This window comes from Bacillus methanolicus MGA3 (assembly GCF_000724485.1).
GTDB classification, from domain to species: domain Bacteria; phylum Bacillota; class Bacilli; order Bacillales; family Cytobacillaceae; genus Bacillus_Z; species Bacillus_Z methanolicus_A.
In genome coordinates this window covers 2,976,999-2,998,426 of the sequence record NZ_CP007739.1, presented here as the reverse complement: position 1 = coordinate 2,998,426, position 21,428 = coordinate 2,976,999, and the positions used below count along the sequence as shown (strand labels likewise).

At 39.0% G+C, this 21,428-nt stretch carries 18 protein-coding genes; 13 read left to right on the top strand and 5 right to left on the bottom strand.

Annotation, left to right across the window (positions count from 1 at the left end):
* Window position 1 precedes the first annotated feature (1 nt).
* The 9 genes from BMMGA3_RS14630 to BMMGA3_RS14590 are packed head-to-tail and all read left to right on the top strand — an operon-like array spanning window position 2 to window position 10,296.
* Entirely contained in the window at window positions 2-1,315 is a 1,314-nt protein-coding gene (locus BMMGA3_RS14630; protein WP_003346504.1) for a nucleotide sugar dehydrogenase, read from the top strand.
* Between the two features lie 27 nt (window positions 1,316-1,342).
* Window positions 1,343-2,074 carry an acyltransferase gene (locus BMMGA3_RS14625; RefSeq protein WP_003346502.1) on the top strand — a complete coding sequence of 244 codons (732 nt, stop codon included), beginning with the start codon at window positions 1,343-1,345 and terminating at the stop codon, window positions 2,072-2,074.
* Between the two features lies 1 nt (window position 2,075).
* Window positions 2,076-3,506 carry a lipopolysaccharide biosynthesis protein gene (locus BMMGA3_RS14620; protein ID WP_003346501.1) on the top strand — a complete coding sequence of 477 codons (1,431 nt, stop codon included), beginning with the start codon at window positions 2,076-2,078 and terminating at the stop codon, window positions 3,504-3,506.
* 24 nt (window positions 3,507-3,530) lie between these two features.
* Window positions 3,531-4,589: a non-hydrolyzing UDP-N-acetylglucosamine 2-epimerase gene (gene wecB / locus BMMGA3_RS14615; protein ID WP_003346499.1), complete on the top strand. Its 1,059-nt coding sequence runs from the start codon at window positions 3,531-3,533 to the stop codon at window positions 4,587-4,589.
* A 14-nt stretch (window positions 4,590-4,603) separates the two neighbouring features.
* The gene (locus BMMGA3_RS14610) at window positions 4,604-5,992 is read left to right on the top strand and encodes an O-antigen polymerase (protein ID WP_003346498.1); all 1,389 of its coding nucleotides are present in this window, start codon (window positions 4,604-4,606) and stop codon (window positions 5,990-5,992) included.
* 3 nt (window positions 5,993-5,995) lie between these two features.
* A complete protein-coding gene (locus BMMGA3_RS14605) occupies window positions 5,996-7,108 on the top strand; it encodes a glycosyltransferase (RefSeq protein WP_003346496.1) in 1,113 nt (370 codons plus the stop codon).
* Window positions 7,105-8,187 (top strand): glycosyltransferase, encoded by a 1,083-nt coding sequence (locus BMMGA3_RS14600; RefSeq protein ID WP_003346494.1) that lies wholly within the window; start codon window positions 7,105-7,107, stop codon window positions 8,185-8,187. Before BMMGA3_RS14605 ends, BMMGA3_RS14600 begins: the two co-directional genes overlap by 4 nt.
* On the top strand, window positions 8,184-9,047 hold the full coding sequence (galU, locus tag BMMGA3_RS14595; protein WP_003346492.1) for a UTP--glucose-1-phosphate uridylyltransferase GalU: 864 nt from the start codon (window positions 8,184-8,186) through the stop codon (window positions 9,045-9,047). The genes BMMGA3_RS14600 and galU overlap by 4 nt, the downstream gene beginning before the upstream one ends.
* Before the next feature lie 13 nt (window positions 9,048-9,060).
* Window positions 9,061-10,296 (top strand): glycosyltransferase family 4 protein, encoded by a 1,236-nt coding sequence (locus BMMGA3_RS14590; RefSeq protein WP_003346490.1) that lies wholly within the window; start codon window positions 9,061-9,063, stop codon window positions 10,294-10,296.
* Between the two features lie 107 nt (window positions 10,297-10,403).
* On the opposite strand, the gene BMMGA3_RS14585 is transcribed toward BMMGA3_RS14590, so the two are convergent.
* The 5 genes from BMMGA3_RS14585 to BMMGA3_RS14565 all read right to left on the bottom strand — a co-directional run bounded on the left by BMMGA3_RS14585 (window position 10,404) and on the right by BMMGA3_RS14565 (window position 16,891).
* Window positions 10,404-11,717 (bottom strand): SpoIID/LytB domain-containing protein, encoded by a 1,314-nt coding sequence (locus tag BMMGA3_RS14585; RefSeq protein WP_003346488.1) that lies wholly within the window; start codon window positions 11,715-11,717, stop codon window positions 10,404-10,406.
* 1 nt (window position 11,718) lies between these two features.
* Window positions 11,719-12,414 carry an SH3 domain-containing protein gene (locus tag BMMGA3_RS14580; protein ID WP_003346486.1) on the bottom strand — a complete coding sequence of 232 codons (696 nt, stop codon included), beginning with the start codon at window positions 12,412-12,414 and terminating at the stop codon, window positions 11,719-11,721.
* 128 nt (window positions 12,415-12,542) lie between these two features.
* Window positions 12,543-14,972 carry an SH3 domain-containing protein gene (locus tag BMMGA3_RS14575; RefSeq protein ID WP_003346484.1) on the bottom strand — a complete coding sequence of 810 codons (2,430 nt, stop codon included), beginning with the start codon at window positions 14,970-14,972 and terminating at the stop codon, window positions 12,543-12,545.
* Window positions 14,973-15,125: 153 nt separating this feature from the next.
* Window positions 15,126-16,154: an LCP family protein gene (locus BMMGA3_RS14570; RefSeq protein ID WP_034669139.1), complete on the bottom strand. Its 1,029-nt coding sequence runs from the start codon at window positions 16,152-16,154 to the stop codon at window positions 15,126-15,128.
* A gap of 104 nt (window positions 16,155-16,258) precedes the next feature.
* Window positions 16,259-16,891, bottom strand: coding sequence for a YigZ family protein (locus BMMGA3_RS14565; protein WP_003346479.1), 633 nt, complete (start codon window positions 16,889-16,891; stop codon window positions 16,259-16,261).
* 391 nt (window positions 16,892-17,282) lie between these two features.
* Here BMMGA3_RS14565 and BMMGA3_RS14560 point away from each other — a divergent pair, with 391 nt between their 5' ends.
* The 4 genes from BMMGA3_RS14560 to BMMGA3_RS14545 all read left to right on the top strand — a co-directional run bounded on the left by BMMGA3_RS14560 (window position 17,283) and on the right by BMMGA3_RS14545 (window position 21,413).
* Window positions 17,283-18,422, top strand: a complete 1,140-nt coding sequence (locus tag BMMGA3_RS14560) for a sensor histidine kinase (protein WP_003346477.1) — start codon at window positions 17,283-17,285, stop codon at window positions 18,420-18,422.
* Between the two features lie 39 nt (window positions 18,423-18,461).
* Entirely contained in the window at window positions 18,462-19,145 is a 684-nt protein-coding gene (locus BMMGA3_RS14555; RefSeq protein ID WP_038502319.1) for a response regulator, read from the top strand.
* 296 nt (window positions 19,146-19,441) lie between these two features.
* Complete coding sequence (locus tag BMMGA3_RS14550) at window positions 19,442-20,281, top strand: DegV family protein (protein WP_034669156.1); 840 nt, start codon at window positions 19,442-19,444, stop codon at window positions 20,279-20,281.
* Window positions 20,282-20,453: 172 nt separating this feature from the next.
* Entirely contained in the window at window positions 20,454-21,413 is a 960-nt protein-coding gene (locus BMMGA3_RS14545) for a hypothetical protein (RefSeq protein WP_038502316.1), read from the top strand.
* The last annotated feature ends 15 nt before the right edge of the window (window positions 21,414-21,428 follow it).

Below are 21,428 nucleotides of genomic sequence, written 5' to 3'. Positions count from 1 at the left end.
TATGACTGCTTATGAAAATCTTCTTAAAAAAATAGAAAATAAAGAAGCTGTTATCGGTGTCGTCGGACTTGGTTATGTAGGATTGCCTTTAGCTGTAGAAAAAGCAAAAGCCGGGTATAAAGTGATCGGATTTGATATCCAGCCAGCACGCGTCGAAAAAGTAAATATGGGAATTAACTATATCGGTGATGTTGTGGACGAGGATCTTGCCGAAATGATTAAGAAAGGCATGCTTGAAGCAACAACAGATTATGCCCGTATACAAGAATTGGATGCTGTGGCGATTTGTGTCCCAACACCTTTAGACACTTATCAACAGCCGGACACTTCCTATGTAGAAAGTTCTGCGAAAGAGATTGCGAAATATGCACATGAAGGTATGCTTGTGGTCCTTGAGTCCACTACATACCCTGGAACAACAGAAGAAATTGTTAAGCCTGCTCTAGAAGCGAAGGGACTTAAAGCAGGGGAGACAGTCTTTATAGCTTACTCTCCAGAACGTGTTGACCCGGGCAACAAACATTTTAAAACAAAGAATACTCCTAAAGTAGTTGGAGGAATTACTGAAAATTGTACAAAGGTTGCTGCGGCTCTTTACCGAAATGTATTGGAAGGCGATGTGTTCGAAGTCTCCAGTCCGGCAGTCGCTGAAATGGAAAAAATCTTTGAAAACACATTCCGTCATATAAATATTGCATTAGCAAATGAAATGGCCATTTTATGCGATAAAATGGGGATTGATGTTTGGGAAGTAATTGAAGCTGCCAAAACAAAGCCGTATGGATTCATGGCGTTCTATCCGGGACCTGGTTTAGGAGGACATTGTATTCCAATTGATCCATTCTACTTAACATGGAAAGCACGTGAATACAACTACCATACAAGATTGATCGAACTGGCCGGAGAGATTAATAATGGCATGCCTGAATACGTGATTACCCGCTCCATGCAAGTATTAAATGAAGACGGAAAAGCTCTTCGCGGGGCAAAAGTGGTTGTTTTAGGTGTAGCATACAAAAGAGACATTGATGACGTTCGTGAATCTCCTGTATTAAAAATTATCGAGTTATTAAATCATCATGGTGCAGATTATAAAGTTGTGGATCCGTATGTTCCTTCGTTTAGATCATGCAACACGGTAATAGAAACTGTTCCATTAACAAAAGAGCTTTTAAATGAGGCAGACCTTGTTCTTATTACAACAGATCATTCAAATTTCGACTATGAAATGATTGCAAAAGAAAGCAAAGTGATTTTTGATACAAGGAATGCCATGAAAGATGTAGAAAAGCCAAATAAATATGTGAAACTATAATTTCATTTATAAGGGAGATTATGTTTTATGAATTATATCGATCCTTCCGTGAAACTCGATTCTTCCGTAAAGGTTGGGCATTTTTCAGTAATTGAAAAAGATGTTCAGATTGGAAAAAATGTCGTGATTGGCAACCGTGTTACTGTTCATGAAGGAACGGTTATTGGTGATAATACGACTGTTGCAGACGGCGCAGTACTCGGAAAACCGCCAAAACCGGCAAAAACGAGTACGGTAAAGCTTTCTGATTCGATTCCACCATTAATCATCGGCGAAGATGTAACAATCGGAGCAAACTGTGTCGTGTATCGAGGTGCAAAGATAGGCTCCAACACATTAATTGCCGATCTAGCTAGCGTTAGAGAGAATGTTGAGATTGGCAGCTACGTCATTGTCGGACGTGGTGTGACTGTAGAAAATTACGTAAAAATTGGAGACAGGACGAAAATTCAATCGAATTCCTATATTACTGCTTATACAACTCTCGAAGACCATGTGTTTATTGCTCCTTGCGTCACGACAACAAATGATAATTATATGGGCAGAACGGAAGAAAGATTCGATAAAATTAAAGGTGCAACTGTGAAAAGGGGCGCCCGTGTTGGCGGAGCTTCCATTATTCTTCCGGGCATTACAATTGAAGAGGAAACTTTCGTTGCAGCAGGTGCGCTTGTGACAAAAGATACCGAGCCAAAAACTCTTGTTAAAGGTGTACCAGCTAAATTTGTCCGCATGGTGGACGAGCGGGAGTTGTTATAAATTGTTTGCACAAATAAAGCGTTTAGGAGCGGATTCGCTCCTTTACGCATTTATGAATGTCGGTACAAAAGTAATCGCCTTTATCATGCTGCCTATTTATACAAACTTTTTACCCCCGGCACAGTACGGGGTTTTGGGCGTTATTGATAACTGGACGTCCATGCTTTCGTTTTTAATCATATTCGGGACTGATTCAGCTTTAGCTTTCTATTATTTTGAAACAAAAGATAAAGACAAACGCCTTGAATATGTCCGGAACGTTATGTACTTCAGGCTGTTTATTGTCGCCGTCTTTGCCTTGCTTGTCATCATAGCAGGTCCGTGGATCTCACAGCTTCTTTTTAAAAATCCCGGATATGTGCGCCTATTGTACATAAGTATTGGCGTCTTAATTCTTGATACGGTATATGTGGTTGTTTTAATGGTCCTGCGTTTTGATTTTAAAACAAAAACGGTCGTTATTTATACAGTAGGAAAGATGCTGCTTGTTGCGGTGTTATCCTATGTATTCTTAAAATATTTTGTCCAATCGCCGGAAGGAATTTTAATAGGCAGAATCATCAGCAGTTTAATTATTTTCCTGATGATGTTCGCAATAAGCCGAGAATATTTGGTGCCTAAAATTAATTTCACTTCTTTGAAAGAAATCATAAAGTACGCAGCACCTCTTGTACCTGCTTCCTTAGCGTTCTGGGTCATTGCAAATGCAAGTGTTTTTTTCTTGCAGTCCTTTCACTCTCTTAAGGAAGTTGGTATTTATAACGCTGCGACGAGGCTTGCTACCGTTATTACGCTGCTGACAAGCGGCGTCCAAATGGCATGGAGGCCATACTCTATGTCTATTAAGGATAAAGAAAATAGCCCCGATCTTTTCGCTAAGATTTACCTTGGTTTGTTGTTGATAGGCATTTTTGGGATTATGGGAATTGCGACCATTATGCCTTACATCATTGGAATTTTGGGAAAAGAGTATTACGAAGCATATCAATATGTCGCCTTAATTTCTGCATCCTCATTCCTGAATTTTTACTATTTAATTATTTCATCCGGCTTGTTTTTTACAAAGAAAACAACTACCATTTCCGTAACCTTTGGAATCGTTGCTGTCATTAATACGATTTTGAATATCGTACTGATTCCACAATTTTCAATTTGGGGTGCGGTTGCGGCTTATTTAATTGCCTATATGATTGCAGTTGTTTTTATCTTTAAGCAGAGCCAAAAAGTATACTATGTGCCTGTGTCATTTACTAAAATGATATTTTTATTTGTCAATATGATTGCAGCTGTCATTTTTATTAATTTTGTACAAGAGCACGAGTTAAGCTTTCTTTATGTATTGCTTGCTTGGCTCTATTTAATGGTGATTGTTGCGATTAGCCGAATTGATAAGGACTTTCGAAGAAAAGCTAGTAAAGAGATTTTGAATTAAATTTTAAACGACGAGGTGGCTTTTATGAAAATATTGACGGTTTTAGGTGCAAGGCCTCAATTTATTAAAGCGGCACCTGTTTCCAGAGTATTGAGAGAAAAGTATACAGAGCTTATTATCCATACAGGCCAGCATTACGACAGCAATATGTCCGACATTTTTTTTGAAGAATTAAATATACCTAAACCGGATTATTACTTAGGTGTAGGTTCTGGAAACCACGGTAAACAAACTGGTGAAATGCTTGCGAAAATAGAAGAAATTATCTTGAAAGAAAAGCCCGATTACTTGATGGTGTACGGTGATACAAATTCTACATTGGCCGGCGCCCTCGCGGCAGCAAAGCTGCACGTTCCGGTGATTCATATTGAAGCAGGACTTCGAAGCTTTAATAAGAAAATGCCGGAAGAAATCAACCGGATTATGACTGACCACGTTTCTGAATATTTGTTTTGTCCGACCGATACAGCAGTTGAAAATTTAAGAAATGAAAATATTACACGAAATGTTTATAATATCGGCGATGTCATGTATGATGCTGTTTTATATAACCGTGAATTAGCAGCTGATAAATCGAACATTCTGGAAACACACGGACTAACTAAAAATGGATACCATCTTATCACCATTCACCGGGCAGAAAATACAGATGATGTCCAGAACATGAAGAATATTTTGGAGGCATTTTCCAAAATCGACGAGGTTAAGGTTTGGCCTATCCATCCTAGAACGAAAAACAAGCTTTCAAGTTATGGAATTCGTTTAGATGACATCCCTAATCTAAAAGTAATTGAGCCAGTAGGTTATCTAGATATGCTTACTTTAGAAGCAAATGCGAAAAAGATTATTACCGATTCGGGCGGTGTACAAAAGGAAGCTTACTTTATGGAAGTACCTTGCGTAACGGTCCGCGAACAAACTGAATGGGTTGAAACGCTTGAAGAAGATGCCAATATTCTTGTTGGCACAGATGTAAATAAAATTCTTTCTGCAGTTCAGAAAAATGTCAACCCTTCTTATAAAGAAGTATTTGGAGATGGAAAAGCAGCACATAAAATTGTTGAACTGATCGAAAACAGGTAAAAGGCGGGCAAATCATGCTCTATCTGATTATTTGGATACTCGTAGTAGTGGCTTCAGTGTTCTTTTTTAAAAAGGCCGCGGGAAGCCTGTCCCTTTTAAAACCGAATATGATTTCAATTATCTTTTACTACTCTTTCTTAATCTCCAGCTACATTGGCACTTTGTTCATTGCTGTTGGCAAAGATGACTACTATATGATCAATCATTTGAAGCATGAAGAATACCGTTGGATTGGCTTTTATGTTATTAGTTTCGTCATGGTCATCTTTCCAATGGTCATGCTCATGGTTTCGAAATTGGCTGGTTTTGACGCAGAGAAGGAGTATAAAAGTTACTTGAAGAAGAGGATCGAGCTGCCTTTTCAGGAGAAAAATGAATTTTTCCTAATTTTTGCAGGTCTTGCATTTATTTCTCTAGCAGCTATAGCCTATACCTTTTTAAAGACTCCTAAGATCCCAATTTTAGAAATACTGATAGGACACGGCGACTTGTCTCCCGGTGAACTAAGGGTTGAAGCTCAGCGGAATTTTGGAGGCAACTATATTGTTAGAAATATGTTAGCCATTGCATTGACTCCGCTTTTGTCGTTTATTGCTTATGTTTATTCAGTAAAAACGAATCAAATAAAGTGGAAGCTGTTATTCCTTAGTCTTTTTGCCGGTTCTATCCTTATTAATATATATGACCTGGCAAAATCGCCTATTTTCTTCTATTTAATTATGTTTCTGTTGCTGCGCCTTTATGTCGGCAGAATGAAGTTTTCTTGGAAAAGGCTGTTTATTTGGGGAACGGCAGGCGCCATCGTACTTGTAAGTATGTATATTGTCATTCAAGGTGTAACCGATTTAGAATCTTATCTCTCTATTAATTCAGGACCGATCGGCCGATTAATCTTTGCACAAATTGCACCGACTTTTCTTCACCTTGATATTTTTGGGAAATCGGTTCCGTTTTTAAATGGAAGAAGCTTGCCTGCATCCCTTGTTGAAATGTTTGGAATGGATCAAGTTCGTTCTGCAAGGCTCGTCATGTCAATCGTCTTTCCGGAAAAAATTGAGGAAGGTACAGCCGGGGTCTTAAATACATTGTTTATTGCCGAGGCCTACGCAAACTTTGGTTATTTGGGGATCTTAGCTGGAACAATATTTGTAGCAGTACTTGTTCAAGTGCTATATATAACATTTATCAGGCTTCCCAAAAATCCGATATTTTTAAGTTTATTTATTTATTTTACGGTAAATATACCGAGAACTTTAGTTGGAGGCTTTACAGACTTCTTATTTAATCCGATTTGGATTTTTGTAACCTGTTTATTCGTTGGTATTTTACTATTTATACGAATCCGCATTGATCTGGCCAATCTTTGGCTGAAAAAACGATCAAGAGGGGAAATAAGGAGATAAAATATGAAATCAGTTTTACTTTATTACCCTTTCCAAATCGCTGAAAATGCAAATAGCGGTTCAAAGCTTCGCCCAAAAGAAATTTATAATGCCTTTTTAGAGTGGGGAAGTCAACGAGGCATCGAGATTCTGTTGCTATCTGGTTCTTCGGAAGATCGGGAAAATCAATTCGAGAGATGGAAGAAACAAGGGAAGCTTGATGATCTATTGTTTTGTTATATGGAAAATCAAACAATCCCTTTATGGTTAACAGATGCAAACCATATCCCGAAAAAACCTTTTGTTGACTTAAAGGTCATGAAGTTTTTAAAACAAAGGAATATACCAGTCGGTGTTTTCTATCGTGATGTATATTGGAAATTTGATGAGCTTTATCCTTTAAAAGGTGTTAAAAAGCATGTAATGAAGACAATTTACCGATTGGAAGAAAAGTTTTATGAAAAATATTGTCATGTTATTTTTCTTCCAAGTGATGCGATGGGCAATTTTGTAGAAATTAATCGAAAAAAGGTTGCTTTGCCGCCTGGAGGAAGAAAACGGGAAATTGTACGAAACAATTCCTCTGGACAAACGGGAAAGGGAATTTATGTAGGCGGCATTAACAATGAAGATTACGGTCTATTTTTACTTCTTGATGCCCTGGAGATCGTTAACAAAGAGGGACAGGTTTGCGATTTAACGGTCGTTTGCCGGCAAGATGAATATGAAAAACTTCCTGATAACAAAAAAGAAAGGCTCAAGAATTTGAAGGTAACTGTAAAGCACCTTAGCGGAGAAGCTTTAAATCAGCTCTATCAAGAGATGGATTTTGCTTTTATTCCCCGGTTCAAAAGTACGTACAATGATTTTTCAGTTCCGGTAAAGCTGGTAGAATATCTATCAAATGAATTGCCTGTTATCGCCACAAACTGCTCTGCCCAAGAGGAAATCATCAATCGAGATGGCTACGGTGTTATTTGCAAGGATGATCCAAATTCAATGGCAGAAGCAATTGCAACGATGATTAACAATGCGGAGCTTTATCGAGAGAACATTAAGAAAACGTTCATTGAAAAACACTCGTGGGTAGCAAGAGTCGAGAGAGTAGCAAGTGTCTTGTTAAAGGAGGAAATATGAAAGTCTTATTACTAGCTCCAAGCAAGTCGATACACACACACAAATGGGCTTTGTTTTACAAAAATAAAGGAATTGACGTTAAAGTAGTGACATTTGCTGACCATTATTCGGCAGAAAATGCACAAGAAGTTGACACATATGTGCTTCCTAAACTATTACCCGGGAAATTCTCTTATTTTTCGAGTGTTTTTTCATTAAAAAAAGTGCTTAAACAATTTAAGCCTGATATTTTCCATGCTCATTATGTATCAAGCTATGGATTTATCGGTGCTTTAGCCAATTATCATCCTTTCTATGTTTCTGTATGGGGAAGAGACATTTTTCAATTTCCGCAGCAAGGCAGCGTTAATCGCAAAATTGTTGAATATACTCTTGAGAAGGCCGATGTCATTTGTTCGACAAGCCATGTCATGGCAAAGGAAACGAACAAATATATAAATAAAAAAATATTTGTTACACCATTCGGAGTAGATTTAAATAAATTCCGGCCAATAGAAGGACTTAAATCTGAAGAGAATATAACAATCGGAACGGTGAAAGCTCTCTCAGACAAATATGGAATCGCTGATTTAATAAAAGCTTTTGCAAAAGTTTTTGAAACGAATCCAAACACAAAATTGCTAATTGTCGGCGATGGCCCGCAGCGATCAGAGTATGAACAATTATCAAAGGATCTTGGTATCAGTCATGTGACCACCTTTACAGGCCGGGTGCCTAATGACCGTGTTCCTGAGTACATTAATCAAATGGATATTTTTGCAGTTCCCTCCACTGAGGATAGTGAGAGTTTTGGAGTAGCAGCTGTAGAAAGCATGGCCTGCGGTGTTCCTGTTGTTGTCTCCAACGTTGGAGGGCTTCCTGAAGTTGTACTCGATGGGAAAACAGGGTTTGTAGTCCCTAAAGAAAACCATTTGGAGCTAGCTAGAGCATTTAACCGATTAATAGAGGAGCCTCAAAAAAGATTGGAGATGGGTTCTGCAGGAATTCAACATGTGAAGGAACACTATAACTGGATTGATAACGCAAATGGAATGTTGAACTTATATGAAGAAACCTTGCAGAGGGGGATGAAGTCATGATCAAAAAAGCAGTTATACCTGCAGCAGGACTTGGAACTCGGTTTTTGCCTGCTACAAAAGCCCAGCCAAAGGAAATGCTGCCAATTGTTGATAAGCCTACTATTCAGTATATTATCGAAGAAGCTGTTCAATCCGGAATAGAGGACATTATTATTGTTACCGGAAGAAACAAACGTGCAATTGAGGATCATTTTGATAAATCAGTTGAATTGGAATTGCTTCTTAAAAAAACAGGAAAAAATGACATGCTTGAAATCGTTGAGAATATCTCAAACATGGTAGATATCCACTATGTTCGCCAGAAAGAACCTCTTGGCCTCGGACATGCTGTTTTATGTGCGAAGAAATTTATCGGAAAAGAGCCGTTTGCTGTTCTGCTTGGCGATGATATCGTTGATAGTGAAGTTCCGGCATTGCGCCAAATGATTGACCAATTTAATGAAGTTCAATCAAGTATTCTTGGATGCAACGAAGTTCCTCTTTCAGAAGTGAATAAATATGGAATTGTCGATTTTTCAGACCAACAAGGCGAACTTTACAAGGTAAATAGCCTTGTTGAAAAGCCGCCAGTGGAGAAAGCACCGTCTACTTTGGCAATCGTTGGGCGATATATTTTAACTCCTGCTATTTTTGATATGCTTGAGCAAGTAAAACCTGATAAAAAAGGCGAGATTCAGTTAACAGATGCGATCGACAGCTTGCTTGAAAAAGAATCTATTTATTCCTACATTATTAAAGGAAACCGGTATGATGTAGGGGATAAGTTTGGATTCCTTCAAGCCTCAATCGATTTTGCCTTAAAACGGCCAGATTTAAAGGATAAACTGGAAGCGTATATTAAACAAATTATTCAAAAATAATGGAGATGGGAAAATGAGAGTTATCTACTTATGTCAACATTTTCCCCCTGAAACAGGTGCACCTCAAATAAGGGTTTACGAAGTAAGCAAGGAACTTATTAAAAGAGGGCATCAGGTGGAAGTACTTACAGCTTTTCCTCATCATCCAAAGGGAGTAATACCTGAAGAATATAGAGGAATGTTTTATTTATTTGAAGACTGGGACGGAATACCGGTTCATCGTTCATGGATCTATCCGTCGCCAAAGGGAAGTTTTTGGAAACGGTTGGCATCCTATTTTTCATTTACGTTTAGTGCGTTTTATTCGATCTTTAAATCTAAGCCCACGGATGTGATTATTTGTAATTCTCCGCCTTTATTTCTTGGGATTACAGGTTATTTAGGCGCGAAAATAAAAAGGGCAAAGTTTATATTCAATGTGGCTGATATTTGGCCAGAATCCGCTGTGGAACTAGGGATTCTAAAAAATAAAGTGTTTATTCGAATGGCCGAATGGCTTGAGAATTTCCTTTATAAAAAATCGTGGAAAATAGCGACGGCGACTGAAGGAATTAAAGAGTACATGATCCGGAAAGGAAAGAATGAGAAAGACGTATTTCTTTTACCAAATGGGGTAAATACAGATACATTTCATCCGATGCCAAAGGATAAGGATTTATTAAAAGAAATTGGCATTGAGAATAAGAAAGTCTTTATGTATGCAGGTACTCTAGGATATGCACAAGGGTTAGATTCTGTATTAAGGGCTGCTGCCCTATTAAAGGAACGAGAACCTGATGTTCATTTCTTGTTTGTCGGTGACGGCCAAGAAAGGGAGAAGCTATTAAAGCTAAAGGAAGATCTTAAGCTTGATAATGTTACCTTCTACGGTTCTGTTCCCGTTTCGGAAATGCCGAGAATGTTTTCGATTGCTGATTTTAGTATTGTTTCATTACGAAATATTGAATTATTTAAGGGTGCAAGGCCTTCAAAAATATTTCCTGCCATCTCTACTGGAACACCTGTTTTATATTGCGGCGATGGAGAAAGTGCCGCGATATTGGAAGAATATCAGTGCGGTAAAATTGCCCCTCCGGAGAACCCTGAAGGGATTGCTTCAGCCGTATCCGAGCTTATGAAAATTTCGGAAAACGAATATGAACAAATGTGCCAAAACGGCCGTAAACTTGCTGTTGAGCAATATTCTTGGAAAAGTATAGTCGATGACCTGCTGGTTCATATCCAAGAAGCACAAAAAGCAAGGGGCTGACTCAATTGTAAAGGGCCTGGCCCCTTTTTTCGTCAATCTCAATTATGAGCTTTCATTCCATGATAGGAACATAAAAGAACCGGGCGTTGTCGAACGCCCGGTTTTCCTTATTTCGATACTGTTGTTCCTTTAAAATAATGAGTAAGAATTTGTTCTGCTTTCCAGCCTTTTTCAGCAAATCCTTTCGCTCCATACTGGCTCATTCCAATTCGATGTCCCCAGCCTTTTCCGCTTATGGTGACAGAAGTAATCCCTGTGTCTTCATTCGTTACCGTACCTGAAGCGGTCTGGATGGAAACATTTGAATCTGGTAAAACAATCTGGCCATCTGATGTTTGGACAGTCTGCCCTTTTAACTGAGATATAGAAACTGTTCCGCTTGCAGTTTGGACAGATAGATTACTTTGCGCTTTTGTTACTTTTATGTCAAACCAGTTTGAATACAACATATTATAATGGCTTGCGCTTTGAAGCGGAAAAAGTTTTCTTATATCAGATTCATTTCCGGTTATTGTTTTATCACCGGATGAGGTTTTTACTGTTACTCCTCTGACTTCTCCGTTAGCGCCCGTTTTTGAAAGTGTTATCTCATTAAGGACAGTGGAACTATTTGTAAAACCAAAGGATTTAAGTATATCAGCAGCGGAATAAGTGACACTCCAATTGCTATATGGAGAAGACTCGTAAGGATCTTCTACTGAAACAAGATATGGATAGTATTTTTGATCTGAATTCCAAACATCCCCAACGTTTGCTGTTCTTCCGCCGCTTGTTGAATGGAAGAATGCCTGAATGGGTTTTCCGTTGTATTTAACCACTAATCCTTCCGTTTCTTTGATGGCTTCATTTGTACGGGGATCCTCTGCTGTATATCCCCGGTAAACTTGGCTTGCCGCAGTGCTTGTAAGCATCATAGTATTGGCTGCATAGCTTCGGGCAGCAATTGCCTGCGCTTTAAGTGCTTCTTTTGGCCAAGAGGCAGGCATTTCACTTGGAACAACGCCTTTTAAGTAGTCTTCCATATCAAGGATATTAATTAGTTCCGTCTTGCTTCCATTAGGTTTTAAAAAAAAGCTTCCGCGATAAGATAAACCGTTGCTTACTTTTGCTATTGACAGGCTGCTGCCGGCTAATTCTTGCAAATCAAAACCTGTTGCTGAATTTTGGCTGAAGCCAGTGTAGCTGACAGTAATTCCCGTACTATCTTTTTTTATTGTTAAAACCGTACCTTGAGGGATTATCGTTTGAGCGCCGGTATCTTTGTTATACAACTGATATGAACCATTTAAAGTAATCGTAAAGTTATCTGACAAGTAAACAGATACATTCACTTCATTTGGATATTGAACAGGTTCCGCTGCTTTTGCGAACGATGGAAAGGTGCTAATGAAAAGTAAAAATAAATAAACGATCTTTTTCAATTTACCTCACCTCGCCAAGGCTGCCTAAAATCCAGCCTTTAACACCTGATGAGGTTTCAACATTATACCAGGTTTCACCCTTTGCGTTAACAAAAGTTTGAATATATTTTAAAGTTGTTCCCTTTGGAATGAGTTGAATGGTTGAATAGCTGTCAGATGCGCCTCTGCGTAGTTGAACATCACCCGTTGTAATAACCTGGGTTGGTCCAGAGGCTGATGGTTTCGATGTTGAAACATCACCTGAGAAAACCCATCCTTTTACTGTAGAAGAGATTTCTACACGATACCATAACCCGGTAGAGGGATTATTAAAAGAATCGATCACCTTTAGTGCTGAACCCGCCGGCTTTGTTGCGACTACTTTATAACTTCTTGCTGCTCCTGAATGGATGGTTACGGAACTTTTAATCGTATAAACGGTTGAAGGCAATTGTCCATTTGCTGGCGGTGTAGTCGGATTCCCAATTTGAGAAAGCTGCGCTTTCAAATTATTTATTTCTTGCTGCTGAGAAGCAACTTTTGATTCTAAATCGGCTATTTTTGTTTTCATAGGATTAATTTGGGATGTTACCCAATCAACACTCGCTAAGACGACGTTGCTAGCAGCGTTTATGCCTTTAGGCGTGAACATATACGCGCCAGCTCCAATCCCTAAAGCTAATGCACCGGCAACGACAATTTTCTTAGTACGGTTCATTTTTTTAAAAAAACCTCCTGATTAATGTTTAGAAAAAATGATTTGGGAAAAAGAAATACATAATCCCAAATCATTTTTCATTAGTAGATTACCATATTTAGATAGCATAGGAAATAGATTGCAAGAAATTAGAAATTAGTAAAATATTCTTCGAGCCCTTTCGTAATCTCGATTGCTGCTTTTTGCCTGAATGCTGTCGAACGAAGCAATGCTTCTTCTTTAGGATTGGATATGAAAGCTAGTTCAACTAAAATACTTGGAAGTTGGTTCATTCTATTAACATAGAATTCTTGTTCTTTAACACCGCGATCGTAAGTGCCCATTGAAGAAATTATATTTTTCTGGATCGCATCTGCCAGTTTCTTGCTTTTTGGTCCGTTAAAGTTTACCGTTGTATTATAATAAGTAGTTGTTCCTCTTGAGGTAGTCGAAAGAGAGTCAGCATGAATACTGATAAACGCATCGTAATGAGATGAATTTGCAATAGCTGTTCTTTCACTCAGTTCGAGAAAAATATCCGTTGAACGGGTTAGTGTGACGATGGCTCCCTTTTTTTCCAACTCAGCTTTTAAAAGCAGCGCTGTTGCGAGATTCACATCTTTTTCTCTTAAACCGGTCGGACCAATTGCTCCTGTATCTTTTCCACCATGGCCGGCATCAACGATTATCTTCTTGCCGGCTAAACCATTCTGAATAATTTTAATCGTCACTTTGTCTGGATAATTTCTAATTGTAAATGTATATCCCGGTTCAAAGGTAATGACCCCGGACGGATCGATTGAGCTGATTCCTTTTATTTTAGTAGATGGCACTTCAACATCCGTAAATCCGCCGGAAAGCTTTAAGCGGTTGGAAGAAAGGATTGAATAGGTTAAATTAAAATTGCTTGTTTTTTTCCATATTAAATGCTGATCGCCGTCAATCGTTTCAACAGTCGGCGAAATTAACTTTTTCGTAGACACTTTTGAGGTTAATGATTTGTCTATCCATCCTCTCTTTCCGCCAAGAGTTTCAACATTTAACCATCCATTTATTTCTTGCAGCACAATAAGCTTATCGTTCTCTTTTAAATAAGCGGATACAGAATAGTTCGTTCCAGCACCTCTTCGGATTACTGCTTTATTCAGAGCATATACATATTGCAAGTCATTTTTTGAAGAGATTAATTCATATTTAGGCGTCCAGCCTGTTCGACCGGTTGAACTTTTAATTTGAACCCATGTTTGATTTAATGAATTAACAACTTCGTTTAAAACGGTTACTTTGCTGTTATAGGCAAGTCTCTCTTTCACTTCATATTGGAAAGATGCTCCTGAATAGAGAACAGCATTTTTTGTAGCGACATATTTTGTTGCAACGCTCGAAACGGGTTGATTTGTTACGACTGTTGAGTGTACCCAGACAACTTGATTTCTGCTTGTAATCGCTTTGTACCATAGGCCTCCATTTGAATCCCTAGCTGTATCAACTGCTTTTAAAATGGTGCCTTTGGAAGCCCGGTCAATAATACTATAATTTGTTGATGGGCCGCTCCTTAGATTGGCGGTATCAACGCTTACGTATAAAGTTTGATTTAATGCCTGGGAAGTGCCTACAGCATCAGCAGGAACCCATCCGGCTAAAGAAGGGTTTACTTCTACTCTTAACCAAGCTTCACCATTTGTATAGACAAAATGGTCGAGAACCTTTATTTTCTGATTCAAACTTAGTGAAGCAACAGTAGTATATGAATCAGCTGCTCCTCTTTTTACATTCAGCCCATTTAAGTGGCTATATACATAGGTGCCAATTGCCGGGAGTTCGGTCGTTTCAGGAGCCGGAGGAAGGCTTGATTGTTTAAAAGCAGTTTCTATCACCCAGCCTTGGACCGCCCCCAAATCCACTCGGTACCACGTTTCTCCCATAGAATTTTTAAATGTATCAATAATTCGAACTTTTTGTCCTTTCACGAGATATGTTACTGCTTTGTATGTATCAGCGGCTCCTCTTCTAACAGCGGTTTTATCTGCTTGGACAGTTTTTTCAGTTGCTTGAGGAGGAGCGGGATTTACTTCGGGTTTAGGAGACAGAAACTCTTGGTTGACCCAGCCCTTTATAGTACCGGTTTGGATTTGATACCACAGTTCATTGTTCTTATTTGTAAAACTATCAATTACTTTAACAATCTGGCCCTTTGATAGTTTCGCAATTGCTTCGTACGAAGTAGTTGCTCCTTTTCTTACGTTTACGTTATCGCTATTGACCACTGCTTCTTTGCCTGCCTGAATACCGCTACTGCTTGCTGTTGTGAAGTGATCTGCAGGCCCCCAGCCTTTCACATTTCCTAAATCTACGCGGTACCATGTTTCACCAAATGAATTAGTGACTTTGTCAATTACGATTACTTTTTGGCCAGTTGGAATCGATGAAACTACTGGATAACTCTCAGTAGCTCCTTTTCGTATTTCTACTTTTTGGCTTACCGTCATATTAGACGGAAAATTTAGTTCTTCCGCGTTCACGAGGACAGGAAACAATACAGCAGTTGCCAGAACCGAAGAAGCAAAGATTTTTTTCACGTTATCCCTCCGTCGACATTTTTTCGTTCTTTACCTATTCTATCGAATAATGTCAAATCTTCCAATCGGAAGAAAGTTCTACTACGAAATTTTTTAAAAAAATAATAGGGCCAGACCCCTTGTTGGAGGGGGTCTGACCCTAATAGATTCATTTTACCAATTATTTTGATGTTCATTTGTCACATGATTAGCCTGGGAAGAGTGATCTTCGGCTGTATAAGTAGAAGAATCAAGAGTACTTCGCAATATCGAACTAACTTCTGTTATTGACTCTTCAGAAGGAACATAATAATACACACCGTCAATATATCTATCATATCCTTCTAGGGCTAAGTGTTTGATATTTTTATTTTTTAATTCTGTATATAATTTTATAAAACTAGCAAACTTAGAAGGAGGTATGTTGGTCTTGACGTTTTCTCCCAATTTTTCCAAAACGTCATCTATTTTTGTAATAGAAGAAAACGAAGTTCCTTTATCAACAATCGCTTTAATAACTTGCTGTTGTCGTTCGTTTCTGCCAAGATCACCTTTTGGATCTTTTTTTCTCATTCGGACATACGCTAACGCTTCATTCCCGTTTAATTCCATTTTCCCTTTATAGAACGTCTTCCATTTCAAGCTGTCTGTCAGCTGTGATTTAAAGGTAAATGGAACATCAACAGTTACTCCGCCTAGTGTATCTACAATATCTTCAAACCCTTTAAAGTTAGTCGTAATATAATAGTCAATCGGGATATCAAGCAATTTGCTTACGGCGTTGATTGTTGCTTCAATTCCGCCATGGCTATATGAATGGTTGATTTTTGTTTCATATCCAACTTCAGGGAGATATGTTCTTGTGTCTCTCGGAATACTTAAAAGGTAAACTTCTTTTGTTTTTGGATTGACTGTAGCCAGCATAAGGACATCCGATCTTCCACCGCCCCCTTGGTTGTCAACCCCTACAAGCAGAACCGTAAAAGGATCCTTTGTTATTTTAATATCTTCGTCTCTATAATTGGCAACTTTTTTTGGATCTAATTCTTGGAAAATACTATCTGATGCTTTTTTGGCGTTGTATAAAATATCGTAGGCAAAATAAGATCCGCCTCCAATTAAACAAAAGACAAAAAGTAAAACAAACAAGCGCATGACGCGCAGTTTTTTCTTTTTCCTCCTTACTGATCTAGAAACAGACATTTTTATCCCTACTTTGTGAATTGTTTTAGTTCTTTTTTTCAAAACGATGACACTTAATTTTATCGAAAATCAAAGCTTTCGTAAATATTAAATTATTAGGAAGGTTAAATAGGTTCTTCCAAATAAAGCATTTCACCTTGGCGGATCTCTGCCTGGCCATTTGTCAGTTCGATCATCCAATCGGAAAAAGCATTTTTTTGGCCTTCTTCAACAAAGGTTTCAATCTCCACTTTATCTTCATAATGGATATCTTTTATCGTGTAAACAGAGGAGCGAAGTTCATTTTCAATTTTTCCAAGCCATGTATAATCAATCTTTGTATGCATAACCCGCATTAGTTTTCTGGCTACAACACCCGTGGCTTCGATGCCTTCAGAAGTTGCTTTGCCGTAAGCTCGAATCAGCCCTCCTGCACCTAATTTTATTCCGCCGAAATATCTAGTTATGACGACAACTGTATCTTTTAATTTTTTCTTTTTTAATACTTCGAGAATGGGAACACCTGCTGTGCCGCTGGGTTCGCCGTCGTCATTTGCTTTTTGAATCTGGTCATTCTCACCGATCAGATAGGCTGAACAATTATGGGTTGCATTCCAATGTTTTTTCTTAATGGATTGAATGAATTCCTGTGCTTTTTCTTCCGTCTCGGCACGAGAAACATGTGCGATAAAACGGGATTTCTCGATGACGATTTCATGTTCCCCGTATCCTTTGACTGTATAGTAATAGGGCAGCACCATCAAATCACTCCTTTCTGAAATGCTTCTTAAAATTCAACACTTTATTTATTATAAATCGACAAAATTCTTTTCACGCACTTTTTAACGCATTGTAAAGAAACTTTAATATAGCAAGATTTTTGTCATGGTATAATATTAGATATTCTAAGAGAGGAACAATATTTTTTTAGAAAAATATTTTCTCTGGGGAAAATGGACCCTAATAAAAGTCATAATTAATCATAATTATATAGGAAATAAGACTTATGCGGAATATGCAAAACTGTGCTTTTTGACTGAAATTAGCCTGTTTTGTGAAAGTTTTCTTGCAGCTAGATAGTATGTTGCATTTATTCACGATAAAATATGTACAAACCGAAAGGGTTTTTTTACCCTTGGAGGAAGATTTATGAAAGCGATAAATTTTGATACGAAAACACTAGATCAAATTCTTGAAAAAATGATTGACACCGTTGTAAACAGCAAAGATGAAATTTTTCGAATCAGTGAGCAATGCCGCAAAGACTATGAAACTTTGACTGATGAACTAAAAGATGTAAAACAAATGGTTCTTCAAACGATTGCTGAGGGGGACAGGCTTGAAGTTCAAGCCCGCCTTGCAAGAAAGCGCCTTTCCGAAGTGAGCATGCATTTTAAAGATTATACAGAAGAAGAGGTCCGAGATGCCTATGAAAAGGCGCACAACCTCCAAATGGACCTTACGATGAATCGGCAGCTGGAAAAACAACTGAGGCGGCGCAGAGATGAAATTGAACGCAGGCTCGCTGGCCTAACGGAGACGATTGAACGGGCAGATTATCTTATTTCGCAAATAACGATTGTTTTAAATTATTTAATGAGTGATTTAAAGCAAGTGGGAGAAGTGCTGGAAAATGCAAAACAAAAACAGGATTTTGGCCTGAAAATTATCGAAGCCCAAGAGGAAGAAAGAAAGAGGCTGTCCAGAGAAATTCATGACGGACCGGCGCAAATGCTTGCCAATGTGATGATGCGTTCTGATTTAATTGAACGCATATATAAGGAAAGAAGTGCAGAAGAAGCGATCGATGAAATCCGCAATTTAAAGCGGATGGTTCGATCTGCTCTGTACGAGGTGCGGCGAATCATTTACGATTTGCGTCCAATGGCACTTGACGACCTTGGCCTCGTTCCTACCCTCAGAAAATATTTGCAGACTATCGAAGAATATCATAATAGGACAAAAATTTATTTTTTTAACATAGGTGAAGATAAAAGATTACCAGCAAAATACGAGGTTGCACTTTTCCGCCTTGTGCAGGAATCTGTCCAAAATGCTTTGAAGCACGCTGATGCAAGTGAAATTCAAGTGAAATTGGAGATTAATAAATCACATGTAAACGTTGTAATAAAGGATAATGGAAAAGGTTTTGATACAAATGAGAAGAAGCCTGAATCGTTTGGCATCCTTGGAATGAAGGAACGGGTAGATCTGCTTGAAGGCGAAATCTCGATTCATTCTAAAATAGGTGCCGGTACGGTTATCATCATACAAGTACCATTGAAGTAAAAAAAGAGATAACCGAAAGAACAAGGGAGGCGAATTGGATTGACTACAAAAATTGTGATAATTGATGATCACCAACTTTTTAGAGAAGGGGTAAAAAGAATATTAGATTTTGAAAAATCATTTGAAGTTGTGGCCGAGGGAGATGATGGAAAAGACGCCATTCATCTCGTTGAACAATATCATCCGGATGTTGTCATCATGGATATTAATATGCCTCATACAAATGGGATCGAGGCAACACAACAATTAATTGAGAAATATCCGGAATCACGCGTTATAATCTTATCGATTCACGATGATGAAAACTATGTAACCCATGCATTGAAAACAGGTGCGAGCGGCTACCTGCTGAAGGAAATGGATGCAGATGCACTCGTTGAAGCCGTTAAGGTTGTAGCTGAAGGCGGATCTTATATCCATCCGAAAGTTACCCACAATTTAGTAAAAGAATATCGCAGGCTGGCAACCGAAACCGGAAACGGGGAATCTTATCCGCCCAACGGTGAAATCCGCCGCCCGCTTCATTTATTGACCCGCCGCGAATGTGAAGTGCTTCAGCTGTTGGCAGACGGAAAAAGCAACCTCGGCTTCGGAGAAGCACTGTTCATCAGTGAAAAAACCGTGAAAAACCATGTCAGCAATATCCTGCAAAAAATGAATGTAAATGACCGTACCCAAGCCGTTGTAGTAGCGATCAAAAACGGCTGGGTTGAGGTACGATAAAAAATGAGGGGCTTTCATAGATAGAAAGCCCCTCATTTTTTGAGACATCATAAGTGGTGCGCTCGAACTTTGTCGAAATATTTACATGTGGGTGAAAATCGACGATGCAGGTGCTTGAAGAATGGGAAGTGGATCATAAGTTGTCGGAATTGGATCATAAATCATTTGAACCGACTCATGATCTCTTTTTAAAGAGAATTCTCTATTTTCCTTCCTTTCTATATGCAAATTAAAAGAATTTCATTTAAAATGAAAAATATGAAAAAAGTAGGAGAAAAAAGGAAGGTACTATTATGATAAAAACTGCAGTTGTCACAGATAGTACGGCGTACATCCCAAAGGAATTACGTGATAAATACAACATATATATGATCCCATTAAGTGTGATTTTCGGGAACGAATCCTATCAAGAGGAAATTGAGATTAGCGCAGAACAGTTTTATGAAGAAGTGAAGCGTAGAGAGCTTCCAACGACTTCCCAGCCGCCGGTTGGACAGTTTGTGGAACTGTTCGAAAAACTAGCAAAAGAATATGATGCAGTGATCAGCATTCACTTATCAAGCGGAATAAGCGGAACATATCAGGGAGCTGTGACAGCAGGAAACATGGTTGACAATATTAAGGTCTATCCATTTGACTCGGAAATCAGCTGCATGGTTCAAGGTTTTTATGCTTTGGAGGCTGCCGAAATGGCGCAGCAAGGGAAAAATCCTCAAGATATTATAGCGAGATTGAATGAAATGAAGCAATCCAGCCGCGCTTATTTCATGGTCGACGATTTGTCCCATTTGCAGCGGGGCGGCAGGCTGTCAAGCGCCCAGGCAATCATTGGCAGTCTTCTTCAAGTAAAACCGCTTTTGCATTTTGTTGATAAGGTGATTGTTCCGTTTGAAAAAATCCGCACACGCAAAAGAGCAATGAAACGAATCGTCGAATTGCTAGCTGAAGATGTAAAAAGCGGAGAGGCTTATAAAGCAGCTATCATCCATGGCAACCGCGAAAAAGAAGCGAAAGAGTGGAAAGCTGAGCTTGAAGCACAATTTCCAAACGTTGAGTTCATGATCAGCTATTTTGGTCCGGTAATCGGAACACATCTCGGCGAAGGTTCCATGGGGCTTGGCTGGGTGAAAAAATAATCGTATGTTAACTTGCTGCCACATATGTCGCTGCTTGGTTGGGTGAAAAATTCAAAGTATGCACCGTTCTGTCAAAGTCAGGGCGGTGTTTTTTTATCGAAATTTGTATTTGATGACGCAATTCTCGAGGCGCATCATGTGCTATACTAATGGGAAAAGTGAGGTGAGAACATTGGAAGCATTATTAAAACAATTCATGGAGCAAATGAATAAACGGTTTGATGAAATTGCCCTTGAACAAAATGAAATGCGGAAAGAAATTGGTGAAATTAAAGCCGAACAGGGCGAAATGCGGAAAGAGATTGGTGAAATCAAAGCTGAACAGTCAGAAATGCGAAAAGAAATCGGTATTATCAAGACTGAACAGTCAGAAATGCGGGAAGAAATCGGTATTATCAAGACTGAACAGTCAGAAATGCGAAAAGAAATCGGTGCGATCAAGACTGAACAGTCAGAAATGCGGAAAGAAATCGGCGCGATCAAGACTGAACAGAGTGAAATGCGGGAAGAAATCGGTGCGATCAAGACTGAACAGAGTGAAATGCGGGAAGAAATCGGTGCGATCAAGACTGAACAGTCAGAAATGCGGAAAGAAATTGGCGCGATCAAGACTGAACAGAGTGAAATGCGGGAAGAAATCGGTGCGATCAAGACTGAACAGTCAGAAATGCGGAAAGAAATTGGTGCGATCAAGACTGAACAGGCAGAAGTGCGGAAAGAAATCGGCGCGATCAAGACTGAACAAGGCGAAATGCGGAAAGAAATCGGTGCGATCAAGACTGAACAGGCAGAAGTGCGGAAAGAAATCGGCGCGATCAAGACTGAACAAGGCGAAATGCGGAAAGAAATCGGTGCGATCAAGACTGAACAAGGCGAAATGCGGAAAGATACTGGTGCAATCATGACTGAACAGTCAGAAATGCGGAAAGATACTGGTGCAATCATGACTGAACAGTCTGAAATGCGGAAAGAAGTTGCCTTCTATTATGGCAGCCTAATGAGAGAAATTGATAACACAAGGATCGAAGCCCGCAGCCAATTTAAACATTTAGAAGTTGTTATTGACCGGCACCGCGGTGCGATTGAACTGTTGGGTGAACGGACAAAAGCGGCCAACCAAAATGAAAATTAATGACTTGTAGAGGAG

What these genes read in the sequence shown, in the direction of transcription:
- BMMGA3_RS14630 (WP_003346504.1), top strand. Translation starts at nt 2, where the DNA reads ATGACTGCTTATGAAAATCTTCTTAAAAAAATAGAAAATAAAGAAGCT.
- BMMGA3_RS14625 (WP_003346502.1), top strand. Translation starts at nt 1,343, where the DNA reads ATGAATTATATCGATCCTTCCGTGAAACTCGATTCTTCCGTAAAGGTT.
- wecB (WP_003346499.1), top strand. Translation starts at nt 3,531, where the DNA reads ATGAAAATATTGACGGTTTTAGGTGCAAGGCCTCAATTTATTAAAGCG.
- BMMGA3_RS14610 (WP_003346498.1), top strand. Translation starts at nt 4,604, where the DNA reads ATGCTCTATCTGATTATTTGGATACTCGTAGTAGTGGCTTCAGTGTTC.
- BMMGA3_RS14605 (WP_003346496.1), top strand. Translation starts at nt 5,996, where the DNA reads ATGAAATCAGTTTTACTTTATTACCCTTTCCAAATCGCTGAAAATGCA.
- BMMGA3_RS14600 (WP_003346494.1), top strand. Translation starts at nt 7,105, where the DNA reads ATGAAAGTCTTATTACTAGCTCCAAGCAAGTCGATACACACACACAAA.
- galU (WP_003346492.1), top strand. Translation starts at nt 8,184, where the DNA reads ATGATCAAAAAAGCAGTTATACCTGCAGCAGGACTTGGAACTCGGTTT.
- BMMGA3_RS14590 (WP_003346490.1), top strand. Translation starts at nt 9,061, where the DNA reads ATGAGAGTTATCTACTTATGTCAACATTTTCCCCCTGAAACAGGTGCA.
- BMMGA3_RS14580 (WP_003346486.1), bottom strand. Translation starts at nt 12,414, where the DNA reads ATGAACCGTACTAAGAAAATTGTCGTTGCCGGTGCATTAGCTTTAGGG.
- BMMGA3_RS14570 (WP_034669139.1), bottom strand. Translation starts at nt 16,154, where the DNA reads ATGTCTGTTTCTAGATCAGTAAGGAGGAAAAAGAAAAAACTGCGCGTC.
- BMMGA3_RS14560 (WP_003346477.1), top strand. Translation starts at nt 17,283, where the DNA reads ATGAAAGCGATAAATTTTGATACGAAAACACTAGATCAAATTCTTGAA.